Origin of the sequence: Neorhizobium populisoli (genome assembly GCF_019430945.1) — a bacterium.
Taxonomy (GTDB): domain Bacteria; phylum Pseudomonadota; class Alphaproteobacteria; order Rhizobiales; family Rhizobiaceae; genus Neorhizobium; species Neorhizobium populisoli.
Map to the genome: position 1 here is coordinate 539,231 of NZ_JAHYCB010000001.1, position 14,217 is coordinate 553,447.

At 59.8% G+C, this 14,217-nt stretch carries 18 protein-coding genes; 7 read left to right on the forward strand and 11 right to left on the reverse strand.

Translation table 11 applies throughout. From position 1 onward, the window contains the following. Nucleotides 1–5: 5 nt before the first annotated feature. The gene (gatB, locus tag KX729_RS02675; protein WP_219740878.1) at nucleotides 6–1,508 is read right to left on the reverse strand and encodes an Asp-tRNA(Asn)/Glu-tRNA(Gln) amidotransferase subunit GatB; all 1,503 of its coding nucleotides are present in this window, start codon (nucleotides 1,506–1,508) and stop codon (nucleotides 6–8) included. A gap of 140 nt (nucleotides 1,509–1,648) precedes the next feature. Between gatB and KX729_RS02680 the strand changes: the two genes are divergently transcribed. Beyond that, a complete protein-coding gene (locus KX729_RS02680; protein WP_219740879.1) occupies nucleotides 1,649–1,966 on the forward strand; it encodes a DUF1294 domain-containing protein in 318 nt (105 codons plus the stop codon). Nucleotides 1,967–1,968: 2 nt separating this feature from the next. Here the strand turns inward: KX729_RS02680 and KX729_RS02685 are convergent, their stop codons facing one another. Then, nucleotides 1,969–2,478 carry a GNAT family N-acetyltransferase gene (locus KX729_RS02685; RefSeq protein WP_219740880.1) on the reverse strand — a complete coding sequence of 170 codons (510 nt, stop codon included), beginning with the start codon at nucleotides 2,476–2,478 and terminating at the stop codon, nucleotides 1,969–1,971. 309 nt (nucleotides 2,479–2,787) lie between these two features. Here KX729_RS02685 and KX729_RS02690 point away from each other — a divergent pair, with 309 nt between their 5' ends. Beyond that, entirely contained in the window at nucleotides 2,788–3,045 is a 258-nt protein-coding gene (locus KX729_RS02690; protein ID WP_219740881.1) for a YjhX family toxin, read from the forward strand. Between the two features lie 48 nt (nucleotides 3,046–3,093). On the opposite strand, the gene KX729_RS02695 is transcribed toward KX729_RS02690, so the two are convergent. The 5 genes from KX729_RS02695 to KX729_RS02715 all read right to left on the reverse strand — a co-directional run bounded on the left by KX729_RS02695 (nucleotide 3,094) and on the right by KX729_RS02715 (nucleotide 6,515). Continuing rightward, nucleotides 3,094–3,363, reverse strand: coding sequence for a hypothetical protein (locus KX729_RS02695; RefSeq protein ID WP_219740882.1), 270 nt, complete (start codon nucleotides 3,361–3,363; stop codon nucleotides 3,094–3,096). Nucleotides 3,364–3,384: 21 nt separating this feature from the next. Next, nucleotides 3,385–3,852, reverse strand: a complete 468-nt coding sequence (locus KX729_RS02700) for a GNAT family N-acetyltransferase (protein WP_219740883.1) — start codon at nucleotides 3,850–3,852, stop codon at nucleotides 3,385–3,387. Nucleotides 3,853–3,872: 20 nt separating this feature from the next. Next, nucleotides 3,873–5,354 (reverse strand): Asp-tRNA(Asn)/Glu-tRNA(Gln) amidotransferase subunit GatA, encoded by a 1,482-nt coding sequence (gene gatA / locus KX729_RS02705; RefSeq protein WP_219740884.1) that lies wholly within the window; start codon nucleotides 5,352–5,354, stop codon nucleotides 3,873–3,875. A 57-nt stretch (nucleotides 5,355–5,411) separates the two neighbouring features. Continuing rightward, the gene (gene gatC / locus KX729_RS02710) at nucleotides 5,412–5,699 is read right to left on the reverse strand and encodes an Asp-tRNA(Asn)/Glu-tRNA(Gln) amidotransferase subunit GatC (protein WP_219740885.1); all 288 of its coding nucleotides are present in this window, start codon (nucleotides 5,697–5,699) and stop codon (nucleotides 5,412–5,414) included. A 108-nt stretch (nucleotides 5,700–5,807) separates the two neighbouring features. Then, entirely contained in the window at nucleotides 5,808–6,515 is a 708-nt protein-coding gene (locus KX729_RS02715; RefSeq protein WP_219740886.1) for a metal-dependent hydrolase, read from the reverse strand. A 365-nt stretch (nucleotides 6,516–6,880) separates the two neighbouring features. Between KX729_RS02715 and ruvX the strand changes: the two genes are divergently transcribed. Further along, nucleotides 6,881–7,375, forward strand: coding sequence for a Holliday junction resolvase RuvX (ruvX, locus tag KX729_RS02720; RefSeq protein ID WP_219741204.1), 495 nt, complete (start codon nucleotides 6,881–6,883; stop codon nucleotides 7,373–7,375). Here the strand turns inward: ruvX and KX729_RS02725 are convergent. The 3 genes from KX729_RS02725 to KX729_RS02735 all read right to left on the reverse strand — a co-directional run bounded on the left by KX729_RS02725 (nucleotide 7,312) and on the right by KX729_RS02735 (nucleotide 8,585). Further along, nucleotides 7,312–7,644, reverse strand: a complete 333-nt coding sequence (locus KX729_RS02725) for a DUF6105 family protein (RefSeq protein ID WP_219740887.1) — start codon at nucleotides 7,642–7,644, stop codon at nucleotides 7,312–7,314. The genes ruvX and KX729_RS02725 overlap by 64 nt on opposite strands. Continuing rightward, nucleotides 7,641–7,820, reverse strand: coding sequence for a hypothetical protein (locus KX729_RS02730; RefSeq protein ID WP_219740888.1), 180 nt, complete (start codon nucleotides 7,818–7,820; stop codon nucleotides 7,641–7,643). The genes KX729_RS02725 and KX729_RS02730 overlap by 4 nt, the downstream gene beginning before the upstream one ends. Nucleotides 7,821–7,940: 120 nt before the next feature. After that, the gene (locus tag KX729_RS02735) at nucleotides 7,941–8,585 is read right to left on the reverse strand and encodes a TetR/AcrR family transcriptional regulator (protein ID WP_219740889.1); all 645 of its coding nucleotides are present in this window, start codon (nucleotides 8,583–8,585) and stop codon (nucleotides 7,941–7,943) included. 180 nt (nucleotides 8,586–8,765) lie between these two features. On the opposite strand from KX729_RS02735, the gene KX729_RS02740 reads away from it, so the two are divergent. After that, a complete protein-coding gene (locus tag KX729_RS02740; protein ID WP_219740890.1) occupies nucleotides 8,766–9,701 on the forward strand; it encodes an AEC family transporter in 936 nt (311 codons plus the stop codon). On the opposite strand, the gene KX729_RS02745 is transcribed toward KX729_RS02740, so the two are convergent. Then, nucleotides 9,683–11,335 (reverse strand): acyl-CoA dehydrogenase family protein, encoded by a 1,653-nt coding sequence (locus KX729_RS02745; protein ID WP_219740891.1) that lies wholly within the window; start codon nucleotides 11,333–11,335, stop codon nucleotides 9,683–9,685. The two genes, KX729_RS02740 and KX729_RS02745, sit on opposite strands and share 19 nt — an antisense overlap. Before the next feature lie 198 nt (nucleotides 11,336–11,533). Here KX729_RS02745 and KX729_RS02750 point away from each other — a divergent pair, with 198 nt between their 5' ends. Genes KX729_RS02750 through KX729_RS02760 form a run of 3 tightly spaced genes read left to right on the forward strand, consistent with a single transcriptional unit; the run spans nucleotide 11,534 to nucleotide 14,186 of the window. Next, on the forward strand, nucleotides 11,534–12,475 hold the full coding sequence (locus tag KX729_RS02750; RefSeq protein WP_219740892.1) for an aspartate carbamoyltransferase catalytic subunit: 942 nt from the start codon (nucleotides 11,534–11,536) through the stop codon (nucleotides 12,473–12,475). Further along, a complete protein-coding gene (locus tag KX729_RS02755) occupies nucleotides 12,472–13,779 on the forward strand; it encodes a dihydroorotase (RefSeq protein WP_219740893.1) in 1,308 nt (435 codons plus the stop codon). The genes KX729_RS02750 and KX729_RS02755 overlap by 4 nt, the downstream gene beginning before the upstream one ends. Continuing rightward, the gene (locus KX729_RS02760; RefSeq protein ID WP_219740894.1) at nucleotides 13,776–14,186 is read left to right on the forward strand and encodes a hypothetical protein; all 411 of its coding nucleotides are present in this window, start codon (nucleotides 13,776–13,778) and stop codon (nucleotides 14,184–14,186) included. Before KX729_RS02755 ends, KX729_RS02760 begins: the two co-directional genes overlap by 4 nt. Nucleotides 14,187–14,217: the final 31 nt, after the last annotated feature.

The following is a 14,217-nucleotide window of genomic DNA, read 5'->3' on the forward strand; positions in this document are numbered from 1 at the left end:
GGGCCTTATTCTTCGATGCCGAGCTTCGCCTTGACGAGCGCCTGGACGGCCTGCGGGTTGGCCTTGCCACCCGTCGACTTCATGACCTGGCCGACGAACCAGCCGGCGAGCGTCGGCTTGGCCTTGACCTTCTCGACCTGATCCGGATTGGCGGCGATGATTTCGTCGACGGCCTTTTCGATCGCGCCGGTATCCGTCACCTGCTTCATGCCGCGGGTTTCGACGATTTCCGCCGGGTCGCCGCCTTCGGTGAGGACGATCTCGAAGAGGTCCTTGGCGATCTTGCCGGAAATCGTTTCGGCCTTGATGAGGTCGATGATCGCGCCGAGCTGGGCGGGCGAAACCGGAGTCTCTTCAATATCTTTGCCGGTTCTGTTCAAGGCGCCCAGCAGGTCGTTAATGACCCAGTTGGCGGCGATCTTGCCATCGCGACCTTCGGCAACGGCTTCGAAATAATCGGCGATCGCCTTTTCCGAAACGAGGACCGAAGCGTCGTAGATCGACAGGCCGAGCTCGCTGACGAAACGGGCCTTCTTGTCATCCGGCAGTTCGGTCAGGCCGGCGCGCATCTTCTCGATGAAGGCATCGTCGAATTCGAGCGGCAACAGGTCCGGATCGGGGAAATAGCGATAGTCATGCGCATCTTCCTTAGAGCGCATCGAGCGGGTCTCGCCCTTGCCCGGATCGAAGAGGCGAGTTTCCTGGTCGATCGAGCCGCCGTCTTCCAGAATGCCGATCTGGCGGCGCGCTTCGTATTCGATCGCCTGGCCGATGAAGCGGATGGAGTTGACGTTCTTGATTTCGCAGCGCGTGCCGAAACCTTCGCCCGGACGGCGCACGGAAACGTTGACGTCGGCGCGCATCGAACCTTCGTCCATGTTGCCATCGCAGGTGCCGAGGTAACGGACGATCGAGCGCAGCTTGGTCATATAGGCCTTGGCTTCATCGGACGAGCGCATGTCAGGCTTTGAGACGATTTCCATCAGCGCCACGCCGGAGCGGTTCAGGTCGACATAGGACATGGTCGGATGCTGGTCGTGCATCGACTTGCCGGCGTCCTGTTCCAGGTGCAGACGCTCAATGCCGATCTCGATATCCTCGAACTGGCCCTGGCGATCCGGGCCGAGCGAGATGACGATCTGGCCTTCGCCGACGATCGGGTCCTTGAACTGCGAAATCTGATAGCCCTGCGGCAGGTCGGGATAGAAATAGTTCTTGCGGTCGAAGAGCGACCGCTTGTTGATCTGCGCCTTCAGGCCGAGACCGGTGCGAACGGCCTGGGCCACGCATTCCTCGTTGATAACAGGCAGCATGCCAGGCATGGCCGCATCGACGAGCGAGACGTTAGCATTGGCCGGCTTGCCGAATTCGGTCGAGGCGCCGGAGAAGAGCTTCGAATTCGACAGGACCTGAGCGTGCACCTCCATGCCGATGATGACTTCCCAATCGCCAGTGGCGCCGGGGATGAAGCGTTTCGGATCGGGCGTGCGGACGTCGACAAGGGTCATTTTATGCTCTTGGAATGGTCGTGGCGTTCATTTTGGGAGTAGAGCAAACAGCGGCCGCGTGCAAGCACAACGCGGCGGCGAGCGAGAATGTCGAAAGGCGGATTAGTTTAAACTTAACCTTAGAGTGCAAATGATAGAAAATGCAATCCGAAAGCCTTTCAATCTTTCTTCTGGCTTATCTGCTGGTGAACGTCCTGGCATTCGGCGCGTATTGCTGGGATAAGATCGCCGCCATCGAGGGCCGATGGCGGGTGCGCGAATCCACCTTGCTGACATTTGCTTTTGTCGGAGGGAGTCTGGGCGCCATCGTTGCACAACAGCTATTCAATCACAAAACCCGCAAAGAACCGTTCAGGACATATCTTGCGGCAATCGTGGTGCTTCACATCGTATTGGGCTTGGCGGCACTTTTCCTATTTTCCGGCACTGCAGCCTTCCTTCTGAAGACTATATCCTGAAATCAGAGGCCTGGTCCGTACGTATCGACCTCATCTACCACAAGCTGCTTCGACATGCCGACCGACTGGACGTCGCGATCGATCTTCGGGGAATAGGCGACAGACAGCCAATTGATCGCATAGCCGTTCTTTTCGAAGAAGCCGACCGCCTCGTTATTGCGCGCGTGCGTTTCGACACGCGCCGTCTCGAAACCCTGATGGATGATTTCGGCCTCGATTTCGGCCAGGAGCGCGCGACCAAGCCCGTGCCCCTGATAATGCGGATCGATCCAGAAGTCGGTGATCAGCTCGTCCAGCTTTTCGCGCGCAGCCCAACCAGTCACGGAACCGAACTGCTCGACAACGGTGATCGTCAGCCAGGACGAACGGGTGAAATTCAGGAAGGCCGCGCGGGCGCTTTCCTGCATGTCGGTCACCTCACCGATTGAAATCATGGCCTTTTCCCACGAGCGGAAACCGATTTCCGCCAGGATATCCGCTTCGTCTTCCCGCGCATTGCGAATTGTGGCCATGTCTTCCCCTGATGTCCGATCAGTAGAACACTCTGTTTTGGCTTTTACCAGCGGAACATGTCGACAGATGACTTGCTACGCTTGACGGTTGGGGAAAACCTCGGTAGCGACGATTCCATCGTCAGGCCGCAACCATTCGAGTGGCCTCGCGTCATGGAGTTTTGATGTTCTCGTTCAGAGAGACCTGCTGAGGGGCCGGCCCGCCTTAAAAGCGCACCGGCCCAGACAAAACGACCACCCCGACGCTGAACAAGCGCCGGCAACGTTTTTGTGCGCCTCCAGGGAGGCGCTTCTCCGGACATCAATACAATGGACATTTCCCGCGCCGAACAGCGCATCCTCCACCTGCTCGCCCAGGGCGGCAGGATCGAGATAACCCGTGACGAAAACCGAAAGATCGAGAAGCTGCAGCTCGTTACTCGCGAAGGCTGGGCATTTTCAGGTCTAGACTTGATCGTTTTCCGAAAACTCAGGCAGAAGAAAGCAATCAAATCCCAAGGCGGCAAGCCGTACCGGATCACCGAAAGGGGATTGGTGCTCGTGAGGGCCGAGCAGGATAATCGGTGAATTAGGAAAAGCCGCGCGTCGCAACGGCGCGCGGCAACTTCACACGCGCTAGGCAACCGTCAGTTCGACCTTCATCACAGCCCAGTCATCAGCAATCGACCCGGTGCGCGCCTTGCCGGCGCGGCGATACCAGTAGTCGGCATTCCAATCATCGCCTTCGATGCGATGGCAAAGTGCGTGGCCCCAGTCGAACGGCTTTTCGCCCTCGTGAGCCTGGCAGATATTGTGAACCGCTTCCCACTCGGCACCCATATGGAAGCCGGCGGCGGCGAGCCTATCGAATGCTTCTATCAGACGTGAGAGATCAGTCGTGGCCATGCAAGTCTCCCGGAATGCAGGTTACGCGTCGAGCAGCTTCTCCAAATGTACCTTTTCGAGATCGATGCCCATGCTCTTCGAATGCTCCATGCCGCGCCAGACGATGACGAATCCGCAACGTTCATAGAGACGTATGCCGCCTGTATTGTTGGCCTGAGTGTGCAGCGTGGCTTTGTCGTGCCCTTCCGACCGAATAAGGTCGCAGATGTGCAGCAAAAGCGCCTTGCCGGCTCCCTTGCCCTGGTGATCAGGATGCACCCAAAGATCGGAAATGTAATTCGGCGCTCCATCGCGAGCGCCCCAGCCTATGACCTCGCCATCGAGATCGGCAACATAAACTTCGGCTCGCGTCTGTGGCGGAAAGTCGGCATATGCCTTTCTTGTCCGTTCCACGACGTCCACGCCAAGATCGACGCCTTTGAAAGCGTCGCTGGATAGCCAGGCCGCGAAGCCTGTGCTCACGACCGCCGGATGATCGGCGGTCGTCATCATCCGGATTTTTAGTCCGCTTACCACCACTTGGCCGGCGAGAACTTACCGGCGGCCTGTTCGATGACATGGGCGGTGCGGAAGAGAGTTTCTTCCTCGAACGGCTTGCCGATGAGCTGCAGACCGAGCGGCAGGCCCTTCTTGTCGAGGCCGGCTGGAACCGCGATGCCCGGCAGGCCAGCCATGTTGACCGTGACCGTGAAGATGTCGTTCAGGTACATGGCGACCGGATCGGCGGCGAGGTTCTCGTCAGCGACGCCGAAGGCGGAGGACGGAGTTGCGGGCGTCAGGATCGCATCGACGCCGGCGTCGAAAACGATTTCGAAGTCGCGCTTGATCAGCGTGCGGACCTTCTGGGCCTGCAGGTAGTAGGCGTCGTAATAACCTGCCGAAAGAACGTAAGTGCCGATCATGATGCGGCGCTTGACCTCGGTGCCGAAGCCGGCGGCGCGGGTCTTTTCGTACATGTCGACGATGTCCTTGCCGTCGACGCGCAGGCCGTAGCGCACGCCGTCGTAACGGGCGAGGTTCGACGAGGCTTCGGCAGGCGCAACGATGTAATAGGCCGGCAGGGCGTATTTGGTGTGCGGCAGGGTGATGTCGACGATCTCGGCACCGGCGTCCTTCAGCCAGGCGATGCCCTGCTGCCAGAGTTTTTCGATCTCTTCCGGCATGCCATCGACGCGGTATTCCTTCGGAATGCCGATCTTCATGCCCTTGAGCGATTGGCCGAGTGCTGCTTCGTAATCCGGCACCGGCAGATCGACGGAGGTCGTATCCTTGGCATCAACTGAAGCCATGGACTTCAGCATGATGGCCGCATCGCGCACGTCGCGGGCAATCGGGCCAGCCTGATCGAGCGAGGAAGCAAATGCCACGACGCCCCAGCGCGAGCAGCGGCCATAGGTCGGCTTGATGCCGACGGTACCGGTGAAAGCGGCCGGCTGGCGGATCGAGCCGCCGGTATCGGTCGCGGTGGCGCCGGCGCAGAGATGCGCGGCAACGGCTGCAGCCGAACCGCCGGACGAACCGCCTGGCACGAGCTGCTGGTTGGAGCCGTTCGCCTTCCAGGGGTTGACCACCGCACCGTAATACGACGTCTCGTTGGAAGAGCCCATCGCGAACTCGTCCATGTTCAGCTTGCCGAGCATGACCGCGCCGTCATCCCAGAGGTTCTGGGTAACGGTCGATTCGTATTTCGGCTTGAAACCGTCGAGAATGTGGCTGCAGGCCTGAGTGTGGACGTCGCGGGTGCCGAACAGGTCCTTGATGCCGAGCGGAATGCCTTCCAGAGCGCCAACCGTGCCGGATGCGCGGCGGGCGTCGGAAGACTTGGCCATCTCGATCGCCTTTTCCGGCGTCACAGCGACATAGGCGTTGAACACCTCGTTCGCCGCATCGATCGCCTTCAGATAGCTTGTCGTCAGTTCGACGGAGGTGATTTCCTTGGCCTTCAGCTTCTCGCGGGCTTCGGCAATGGTGAGGCTGGTGAGTTCGGTCATGGTCTTCTTCAAATCGTTCGAATGCGGGAAAAGGTCGGATGCACTTTATTCAAGCGCTTATTCGACGACCTTCGGCACCAGGAAGAAATCGCGATCGGTATTCGGCGCGTTGGCAACGATATCGGCTGCCTTGCTCCCGTCGTTGACGGTGTCCTTGCGCTTGCGCATGTCCATCGGCGTGACGGATGTCATCGGCTCGACGCCGGAAACATCGACTTCGCTCAACTGCTCGACGAAATTGATGATGCCATTGAGTTCGCCGACCATGCGATTGGCATCTTCCTCGGTAACCGCAATGCGGGCAAGGCGCGCGACGCGCTTCACAGTGGCGAGATCGACGGACATGGCATAGCTCCAAGCAAGAAAATTCCTACTCGCTATACTGACCATGCCCGCTTCCCGCAACAGGCAGCGCGCCTCAAATATGAAGCGCGCCGGGATGTTTGCAAAAGATCAATAGGAAACGCTGCCGCCCGGAGCGGGGACTTCGACGCGGGTGCGAGAGCCTTCCATGCCCTTGACGAATTTTTCCGCCGTCTGATCAACGCCCGGCAGACCATAGTGGCACGGCAGCGCGTGTTTGAAGTCGAAGAAGCGCTGGCAGGCCAGCGCGGCAACGGCACCGCCCATGGTGAAGCGGTCACCGATCGGCACGATGCCGATATCCGGCACATGCAGTTCGTTGATCAGCGCCATGTCGGAGAAAATGTCGGTGTCGCCCATGTGGAGAACCGACGGCTCGTCTTCGAAATGGATCATCAGGCCGTTGGCATTGCCGAGGCAGTGCGAAACGCCGTCTTCGGTGAGCGAGGCAGAGGAATGCAGCGCGTTGGTGAAAGTGGCGGTAAAGCCAAAGCCGTCAAAACCGATCGTGCCGCCGGTATTGCCCATTTCGAGCTTCTCGACGCCCTTCTTCTGCAGCCAGACGCCGAGGTCGTAGTTGGCGAGAACAACGGCACCGGTATCCTTGGCGATCTGCACGGTATCGCCGACATGGTCGCCATGGCCGTGAGTGAGCAGGATGTGGGTCAGACCTTCCGTCGCGTCCTTGATATCCTGGCCGGCAAAGGCGGGATTGTAGGTCAGGAACGGATCGATCAGGATTTTCGCCTTGGCGGTTTCGATACGAAACGCGGCATGGCCGAGCCAGGTGATCTTCATAGGACAACTCCCTTCAGTAGAGTTTGGCGCAAAATCTCAACAAATGCGCGAAATTTGATAGAAGGAAATCGTCGAGGCGAATGCCTTGGCAAACGAAAGGAGGTGAGACGATTGAAGATCCGGCTTACGCTGACGATCAGGTTCAGGACTTTGCGGTTCACCCTGACAATCAGCTAAGAAAACGGGGGTCGGGCGAAAGCCCGGCTCCCACCGGAAGGGAAGTCGTCTCACCTCCTGATCAAAACCATAACATGCCGCCGGACGATTTCAAAGTTCGACACGCTTCCAGATAACCTATATGCCGCCAAAGAAAAGTGGGACAGGTATAGGACATGCGTTCCTATCCTTTCAGGGATGACGAACGCATGACAGTGATGACGATCGAGGAACTGGCCGAGCATCTTCAGCCTGGACAGGCGATTGCCGGGCTCGATCTCGGCACCAAGACGATCGGGCTTTCCATGTCGGATCTCGGCCGGCGTTTCTCATCGCCCCGGCCGGTCATCAAGCGGGTGAAGTTCACCCAGGATGCGGAGGTCCTGCTGGCTTTTGCGGAAAAGGAAAAGGTCGCCGGCTTCGTGATCGGCCTGCCGATGAATATGGACGGTTCGGCCGGTCCGCGGGTTCAGGCAACGCGTGCCTTCGTGCGGTCGATGAGCGACAAGACTGCCCTTCCCTTCGTTTTCTGGGACGAGCGGCTATCGACGGTCGCAGCCGAACGGGCACTTCTGGAAATGGATGTGTCACGGGCCAAACGGGCCGAGCGGATCGATTCCGCTGCGGCCAGCTTCATTCTTCAGGGCGCGCTGGACAGGCTCTTGTCGCTCGGCAGAACGGTAACCGACGAGCGCGACGCCTGACGCTTCTGCCACCAGGCGGCGATCTGCCTGCGCTTGCGGAAGGCGATGATCGCAAACACAACCAGGCTGTCGAAAGCGATGGCGCGGGCGACGAGCGGCGGGATGGTTTCCGGCGGAATGCCGAGAATATTGCCATAGATCTGGAAGACCAGGTCATGGGTCTGGCGCGTCAACATGAAGAAGCCGAAGCTCATGTCGTAATAGGAGAGCCCATACCAGCTCGTCAGCAGCAGGACGGGACCCGCCCACAAGATCAGGAACCACTTCATGCGGTCTTTCCTCTCGGCTCAGCCGGATACATTTCCGGCACCACGAGCCATCGCGACAATGCCATGAGGCTCAGGACCAGCGCGGGAACGGCGATATCGAGCGCCAGCATTGCAAAGATTGCCGTCATGGCGATCAGCAATGCCCTTTCCCTGACGACGGTTCCGACTGCGAACATAACCGGCCAAACTCGTGGTTAACAATGCGTTAACGACAAACTAGAGCGTGGCGGATTTCCCGCAACGCAAACCCGGTAATATGGTTAACATCGGAGATGCGGCTGTGGAAAACCCGGCGATCAGCCGTAAATGGCCCGGACAAGGCGGTTTATGGCGCTTTGGACCTTGTCCCAATCCTTGGCCGACTTGAGCGGCACGCCGGCAAACTGGCCGCTGACGGCAGCCGAAATCACAAGGTGTTGAATAGCTGCGAAGAGCAGCGCATTGGTGGTCGCGGTATCGACGCCTTTTGGCGGCGTCAGCGAGCCCCGCATCTTTTCAAGCCATTTGCCGAGCGCCTTGGTGCGCGCCTCCGAAAGCCGGCGTACCTGTGGCGTGTCCTGCGAGACCTCCCAGGCGACGATCTTGCAGACAAGCGGATCGTTGCGCAGCGCTTCCATGAAATAGATGGCGAGCTTTTCCATCAGGTCGCCATAGGTCAAAAGGAAGGCTCCGCCGGTATCCTGCGGGATGCGATCGTTGACCCAGGTGCCAAGATCGGCGCCGATCGCCTCGATCAGGCCATCGAGACCGCCGTAATAGCGATAGATCAGCTGCTTGTCGCAGCCGGCGCGCCGGGCAACAGCATTGATGCCGAAACCCTGGAACCCCTGCTCCGCCAGGAGATCGCGAGCCGCTACGAAGATCGCCCGTTCGGTGCTGGCGCGGTTACGCAGCTTCGGTGCTGAACCTTCCTTGGCGGTAACGTCCGGGATCTGCAGCATGATTCGCCTGTATTAACTATATTGCTCCGTCCCGCGATAATCTGAGGCCCGTTGCATCGCAAGCGTCGGCAGCGGCCATGCACAGGATTGCGCTCGCTTTGCGTGAATGAGCGCTCGTGCATTGCACTATCGGCACGAGAGGACTAACCAAGCGCAGATTTTCCCGCCGGCGTCCCTCCCATGCTCATCGTTTTCCAAAGCATTCTTCCCATCTTCCTGCTCGTCCTGCTCGGCATCGCGCTGAAGCGGGCGCCGGTCATCAATGTCGAACTCTGGGATGGGCTGGAACAGTTCAGCTATTGGGTTCTCTTCCCTGCCCTGCTGTTCATGACGATGGCGAAGGCGGATTTTTCGAACACGCAAAACCTCTCCGTCAGTTTTGCGGCGATCGTTTCTGTGTGCGTCATGTCCGGCGGGCTGCTCATAGCATGGCCGCTGTTATCCAAGCTGCACGTCAGCCCGGCGGCCTATACCTCGATCTTCCAGACCGCGACGCGCTGGAACGCCTTCATGGCACTGGCGATCGCCGCCAAGACACATGGACCGGCAGGGCTTGTCATGGTCGGCCTGGTGATGGCGGCGATCATCATTCCGCTCAACCTGATCAATGTTACGGTACTCTTGTGGTTTTCCGGCCGCGACCGGAATTACCGGGCGATCCTCTACCGGATCATCACCAACCCGCTGATCCTTTCGACCGCGCTCGGCATCCTCGTCAATCTCAGCGGCATCCATATTTACGAACCGGTCATGACGACGGTCGACCTTCTGTCGCAAGCCTCGCTCAGCCTCGGCCTGATCACGGTCGGCGCCGGCCTGAGGATCTTGGATGCGCTGAAACCGAAGCCGGCGACGCTTCTTGCCGTCGTATTGAAGCTGATCGTCTTCCCGATCGTCGCGGTTGGCGTCGGAACGATCTTCGGCATCAAGGGGGACGGGTTGATACTGCTGGCGTTGTCCGCCGCCGTGCCGACCGCAATGAACGGCTATCTTCTCGCCAAGCAGCTCAACGGCGATGCAGATCTTTATGCCGCCGCCGCAACAGTGCAGGTCATAGCCTCTTTCGTGACCATCCCCGCCGTGATGGCGACCGTGGCTTACGTAGCGGCAGGATAAAGCAGGTCGACGATATAACGGGCGTCGAAGCGCGAATCGAGCATTCCGTAGGTGGAGCGCCAGCCGCCCGCCAGTCGCGTTTCCAGAAAGGCGTCGGCGATCTTGCCTGCACCGAGCCGCACGAGTTCGGCGGCAGCGGCGGCCAGCGCTAGTTGCTCGACCAGAAGACGGGCGGCACCTTCATCGGTTTCACAGAGCGCCATGGCGGCGCGCAGCACCTCTACCGTCTTGCGGCCGGATGCGCCGAGATCGCGTTCGAAACCGGCCAGGACCGTGTCGAACAGGTCCCTGCCCCGCGACAGGACGCGCAGCACGTCGAGCGCCATGACGTTGCCTGAACCTTCCCAGATCGCATTGACCGGCGCTTCGCGATAATGCCGGGCGATCGGACGCTCTTCCACGTAACCATTGCCACCGAGGCATTCCATCGCTTCATAGATCAGCGACGGGGCGATCTTGCAGTTCCAGTATTTGATGACCGGCGTCATGACGCGGGCGAAGGCGGCATCACCGGGATTGGAGGCGGCGCGGTCGAAAGCATCGGCCAGACGGAAGGAAAGCGCCGTGGCGGCGGCGACATCAAGTGCCATGTCGGCCAGCACCCGCGTCATCAGCGGCTGATCGACGAGCTTCTTGCCGAACACGCTGCGGCCGCGGGTATGATGCACGGCTTCGGCCAACGAAGCGCGCATGATGCCGGCAGATGCCAGAGCGCAATCGAGCCGGGTCAGCGTCACCATATCGAGAATGGTGCGGATGCCGCCGCCCGGCTCGCCGAGCAGATAGCCAAAGGCATCCGTGAATTCGACTTCGGAAGACGCGTTGGAACGGTTGCCGAGTTTGTCCTTAAGCCGCTGGAACTGCAGGCCGTTCGCGGTGCCGTCTTCCAGCATGCGCGGCACGAGAAAACAGCCGATGCCTTCGTTCGTCTTGGCAAGCATGACGAAACCGTCGCTCATCGGCGCCGACATGAACCACTTGTGGCCCGACAGGCGATAGATGCCCTCGCCCACGCGTTCGGCCGTCGAGCGGTTGGCGCGAACATCCGTGCCGCCCTGTTTTTCCGTCATGCCCATGCCAAGCGTCGCGGCCGTCTTCTGCAGCGCCGGCTTGTTGGTCGAATCGTATTTGCGCGACAGGATTTTCGGCGCCCATTCCTTCTGGACGCGCGGCGAGGCCATCAAGGCGGCGACCGAGGCGCTGGTCATGGTCAGCGGACAAAGATGGCCGCATTCGAGCTGCGAGGTCAGATAGAAGCGCGTCGCGCGGACCTTGTGCTCGTGGCTCTTGGCTTCGGGTATATTTTCCCAAACGGAGGAATGCAGGCCGGTCTGCATCGAACGACGCATCAGCGCATGCCAGGCCGGATGGTATTCGACCACATCCAGCCGCTCGCCGCGCGGACCATGGGTCTTCAGCTTCGGCGGATTTTCGTTGGCCATGCGCGCCAGTTCCTGCGCTTCCGGCGAGGTGACGTAACGGCCGAGCTGATCGTATTCCTCACGGATCGTGCGGTGCAGCGTGCTCGTCAGATCGACCACAAGCGGATCGGAACGGTAGGCATTGATGCCGGACCAGAGTTTTGGCTGGTTCAATTCGGCAAATTTTTCTTCGGCGCGCGACATCTGGTTCATGGCTGCGTTCTAGCGGAAGTTAACAACCGTGGGAACGGCGCGGAGCCACGAATTCAAGGGTTCTTCACAAAAGGCGATCACCACTTCTCAAATCGCCGGTGGACACGTGCAAAACAAGGCATCGGATATCCTCTTCAACGCTTGCAGCCCACCCCTACAGACCTTATAGACCGCCGAACGCAAGCGGAGACACCAAATATGGTCTTCTTCCCCCATCGCCACCTCCTCGGCATCAAGGGTCTCACCGAACAGGACATCACCTTTCTTCTCGACAAGGCCGACGAGGCCGTGAAGATTTCCCGGCAGCGGGAAAAGAAGACGTCCACGCTTCGGGGCCTTACCCAGATCAATCTCTTCTTCGAAGCCTCGACGCGGACGCAGTCCTCGTTCGAGCTCGCTGGCAAACGCCTCGGCGCTGACGTGATGAACATGTCGGTCGGCAATTCATCGGTGAAGAAAGGCGAAACGCTGATCGACACGGCGATGACGCTGAATGCCATGCGCCCCGACGTGCTGGTGCTGCGCCATTCATCGGCCGGTGCCGCCGCACTTCTGGCCCAGAAGGTCGCCTGCTCGGTGGTCAACGCCGGCGACGGCCAGCATGAACATCCGACCCAAGCACTGCTCGATGCGCTGACCATCCGCCGCGCCAAGGGCAAGCTATCGCGCATCATCGTGGCGATCTGCGGCGACGTGCTGCATTCGCGCGTAGCGCGCTCCAATATCCTGCTGCTGAACGCGATGGGTGCGCGAGTGCGGGTCGTAGCACCCTCGACGCTTCTTCCCTCCGGCATTCGCGACATGAGCGTCGAGGTCTACCACTCGATGGAAGAAGGCTTGAAGGATGCGGATGTCGTGATGATGCTGCGCCTGCAGCGCGAGCGCATGGCCGGCGCCTTCGTGCCGTCGGTGCGCGAATATTTCCGCTTCTACGGGCTCGATGCCGAAAAGCTGAAAGCAGCCAAGGACGATGCGCTTGTCATGCATCCCGGCCCGATGAACCGCGGCGTCGAAATCGCGTCTGAGGTGGCCGACGGTCCGCAGAGCGTGATCGAGGAACAGGTGGAAATGGGGGTTGCGGTGCGCATGGCCGTGATGGAGGCGCTGCTCGTCTCGCAGAACCAGGGAGAGCGCGCATGACCTCCGCAACGGTCCTCAAAAACCTTCGCATCATCGACCCGTCGCGCAATCTCGATGAAATCGGCACGATCATCATCGGCGATGATGGCCGCATTCTTGCCGCCGGCAAGGATGCGCAGAACCAGGGCGCTCCGGAAGGTGCGACCGTTCGCGACTGCAAGGGCCTCGTCGCAACGCCAGGCCTCATCGATGCCCGCGTCTATGTCGGCGAACCCGGCGCCGAGCACACCGAAACGATCGAATCGGCAAGCCGCGCGGCAGCGGCCGGCGGCATCACGTCCTTCATCATGATGCCGGATACCGATCCGGTGCTGGACGATATCGCGCTTGTCGAATTCGTGCAGAAGAACGCCCGCGACAAGGCCGTCGTCAACGTCCACGTGGCGGCGGCGCTGACCAAGCGCCTTGAAGGCAAGGAAATGACCGAGTTCGGCCTGCTGCAGGAAGCCGGTGCGGTTGCCTTCACCAACGGTCGTCACGGCCTCAACGACAGCCTGCTGCTGCGCCGTGCGATGACTTATGCGCGCGAATTCGATGCCGTCATCTCGCTTGAACTGAAAGAAAAATACCTCGGCAACGGCGTGATGAACGAAGGCCTGTTTGCCAGCTGGCTCGGCCTTTCCGGCGTGCCGAAGGAAGCAGAAATCATTCCGCTGGAGCGCGACCTGCGCATCGCGGGTCTGACGCGCGCGAAATATCATGCCGCCAAGATTTCCGTGGCGGAATCGGCCGAGGCGATGCGGGTTGCCCGTTCGCGCGGCGCCAATGTCACCTGCGGCGTGTCGATCAACCATCTGTCGCTCAACGAAAACGACATCGGCGAATATCGCAGCTTCTTCAAGCTTTCGCCGCCGCTGCGTTCCGAAGACGATCGGATCGCCATGGCCGATGCGCTGGCGGACGGCACGATCGACATCATCGTCTCATCTCACGACCCGCAGGACGTCGATACCAAGCGTCTGCCCTTCGCGGATGCAGCAGACGGCGCGATCGGGCTTGAAACCATGCTCGCAGCCGCCCTTCGCCTGCATCACAGCGGGCGCGTGCCACTGATGCGCCTGATCGATGCGATGTCTACCCGCCCGGCACAGATTTTCGGCCTCGATGCCGGCACGCTGAAGCCCGGTGCGAAAGCGGATATCACGCTGATCGATCTCGACGAGCCTTGGCTCGTTTCGAAGGATATGCTTCTCTCGCGCTCGAAGAATACGCCGTTCGAGGATGCGCGGTTCTCTGGGCGGGCTGTGGCGACTTATGTTTCAGGATCGCTACGCTACACATATTCTCCCGAGAAGTCGTTTTGACCGAACAATTGTTCTACGAGGCGCTGAAGCCCATTGGCCAGGCTGAGTTCGACGGCATAATGGAGAGCGGCTCAAGCGACGATAAAAGGCTGGCGGCCTTTCGAGCCGCTGACATGATCGATGACTATCATTGGCTAGTGGATCGATTCGAGCGCCTGCTAAGAGCCGAAACAGATCGGTACGTTCTCTCCGCCGCCATTCTCGGCGTCGGATATATTGCACGACGTTTTCGCTATGCCGACGAACGGAAGCTGAAGAAAATGTTGCAGCCGTTTACAAATGTCGCCAATCCTATCGGGGAAGTGCAGGACGCGGAAAGAGATATCTATCGTTATCTCTCGAAGCATCGCAGGAAGCGAAAACGTGAAATGCGCAAGGTTCTTGAAGCGTTACGCGCAAGAAGTTGACGGGATAGAGAATAGGCTGCGGGGGACATAC

Coding starts and splice junctions, on each gene's coding strand:
- KX729_RS02745 (WP_219740891.1), bottom strand. CDS start 11,335: ATGAACCAGATGTCGCGCGCCGAAGAAAAATTTGCCGAATTGAACCAG.
- KX729_RS02700 (WP_219740883.1), bottom strand. CDS start 3,852: ATGACGACCGCCGATCATCCGGCGGTCGTGAGCACAGGCTTCGCGGCC.
- KX729_RS02740 (WP_219740890.1), top strand. CDS start 8,766: ATGCTCATCGTTTTCCAAAGCATTCTTCCCATCTTCCTGCTCGTCCTG.
- ruvX (WP_219741204.1), top strand. CDS start 6,881: ATGACAGTGATGACGATCGAGGAACTGGCCGAGCATCTTCAGCCTGGA.
- gatB (WP_219740878.1), bottom strand. CDS start 1,508: ATGACCCTTGTCGACGTCCGCACGCCCGATCCGAAACGCTTCATCCCC.
- gatC (WP_219740885.1), bottom strand. CDS start 5,699: ATGTCCGTCGATCTCGCCACTGTGAAGCGCGTCGCGCGCCTTGCCCGC.
- KX729_RS02680 (WP_219740879.1), top strand. CDS start 1,649: ATGCAATCCGAAAGCCTTTCAATCTTTCTTCTGGCTTATCTGCTGGTG.
- KX729_RS02690 (WP_219740881.1), top strand. CDS start 2,788: ATGGACATTTCCCGCGCCGAACAGCGCATCCTCCACCTGCTCGCCCAG.
- KX729_RS02695 (WP_219740882.1), bottom strand. CDS start 3,363: ATGGCCACGACTGATCTCTCACGTCTGATAGAAGCATTCGATAGGCTC.
- KX729_RS02735 (WP_219740889.1), bottom strand. CDS start 8,585: ATGCTGCAGATCCCGGACGTTACCGCCAAGGAAGGTTCAGCACCGAAG.
- KX729_RS02685 (WP_219740880.1), bottom strand. CDS start 2,478: ATGGCCACAATTCGCAATGCGCGGGAAGACGAAGCGGATATCCTGGCG.
- KX729_RS02755 (WP_219740893.1), top strand. CDS start 12,472: ATGACCTCCGCAACGGTCCTCAAAAACCTTCGCATCATCGACCCGTCG.
- KX729_RS02715 (WP_219740886.1), bottom strand. CDS start 6,515: ATGAAGATCACCTGGCTCGGCCATGCCGCGTTTCGTATCGAAACCGCC.
- KX729_RS02750 (WP_219740892.1), top strand. CDS start 11,534: ATGGTCTTCTTCCCCCATCGCCACCTCCTCGGCATCAAGGGTCTCACC.
- gatA (WP_219740884.1), bottom strand. CDS start 5,354: ATGACCGAACTCACCAGCCTCACCATTGCCGAAGCCCGCGAGAAGCTG.
- KX729_RS02730 (WP_219740888.1), bottom strand. CDS start 7,820: ATGTTCGCAGTCGGAACCGTCGTCAGGGAAAGGGCATTGCTGATCGCC.
- KX729_RS02725 (WP_219740887.1), bottom strand. CDS start 7,644: ATGAAGTGGTTCCTGATCTTGTGGGCGGGTCCCGTCCTGCTGCTGACG.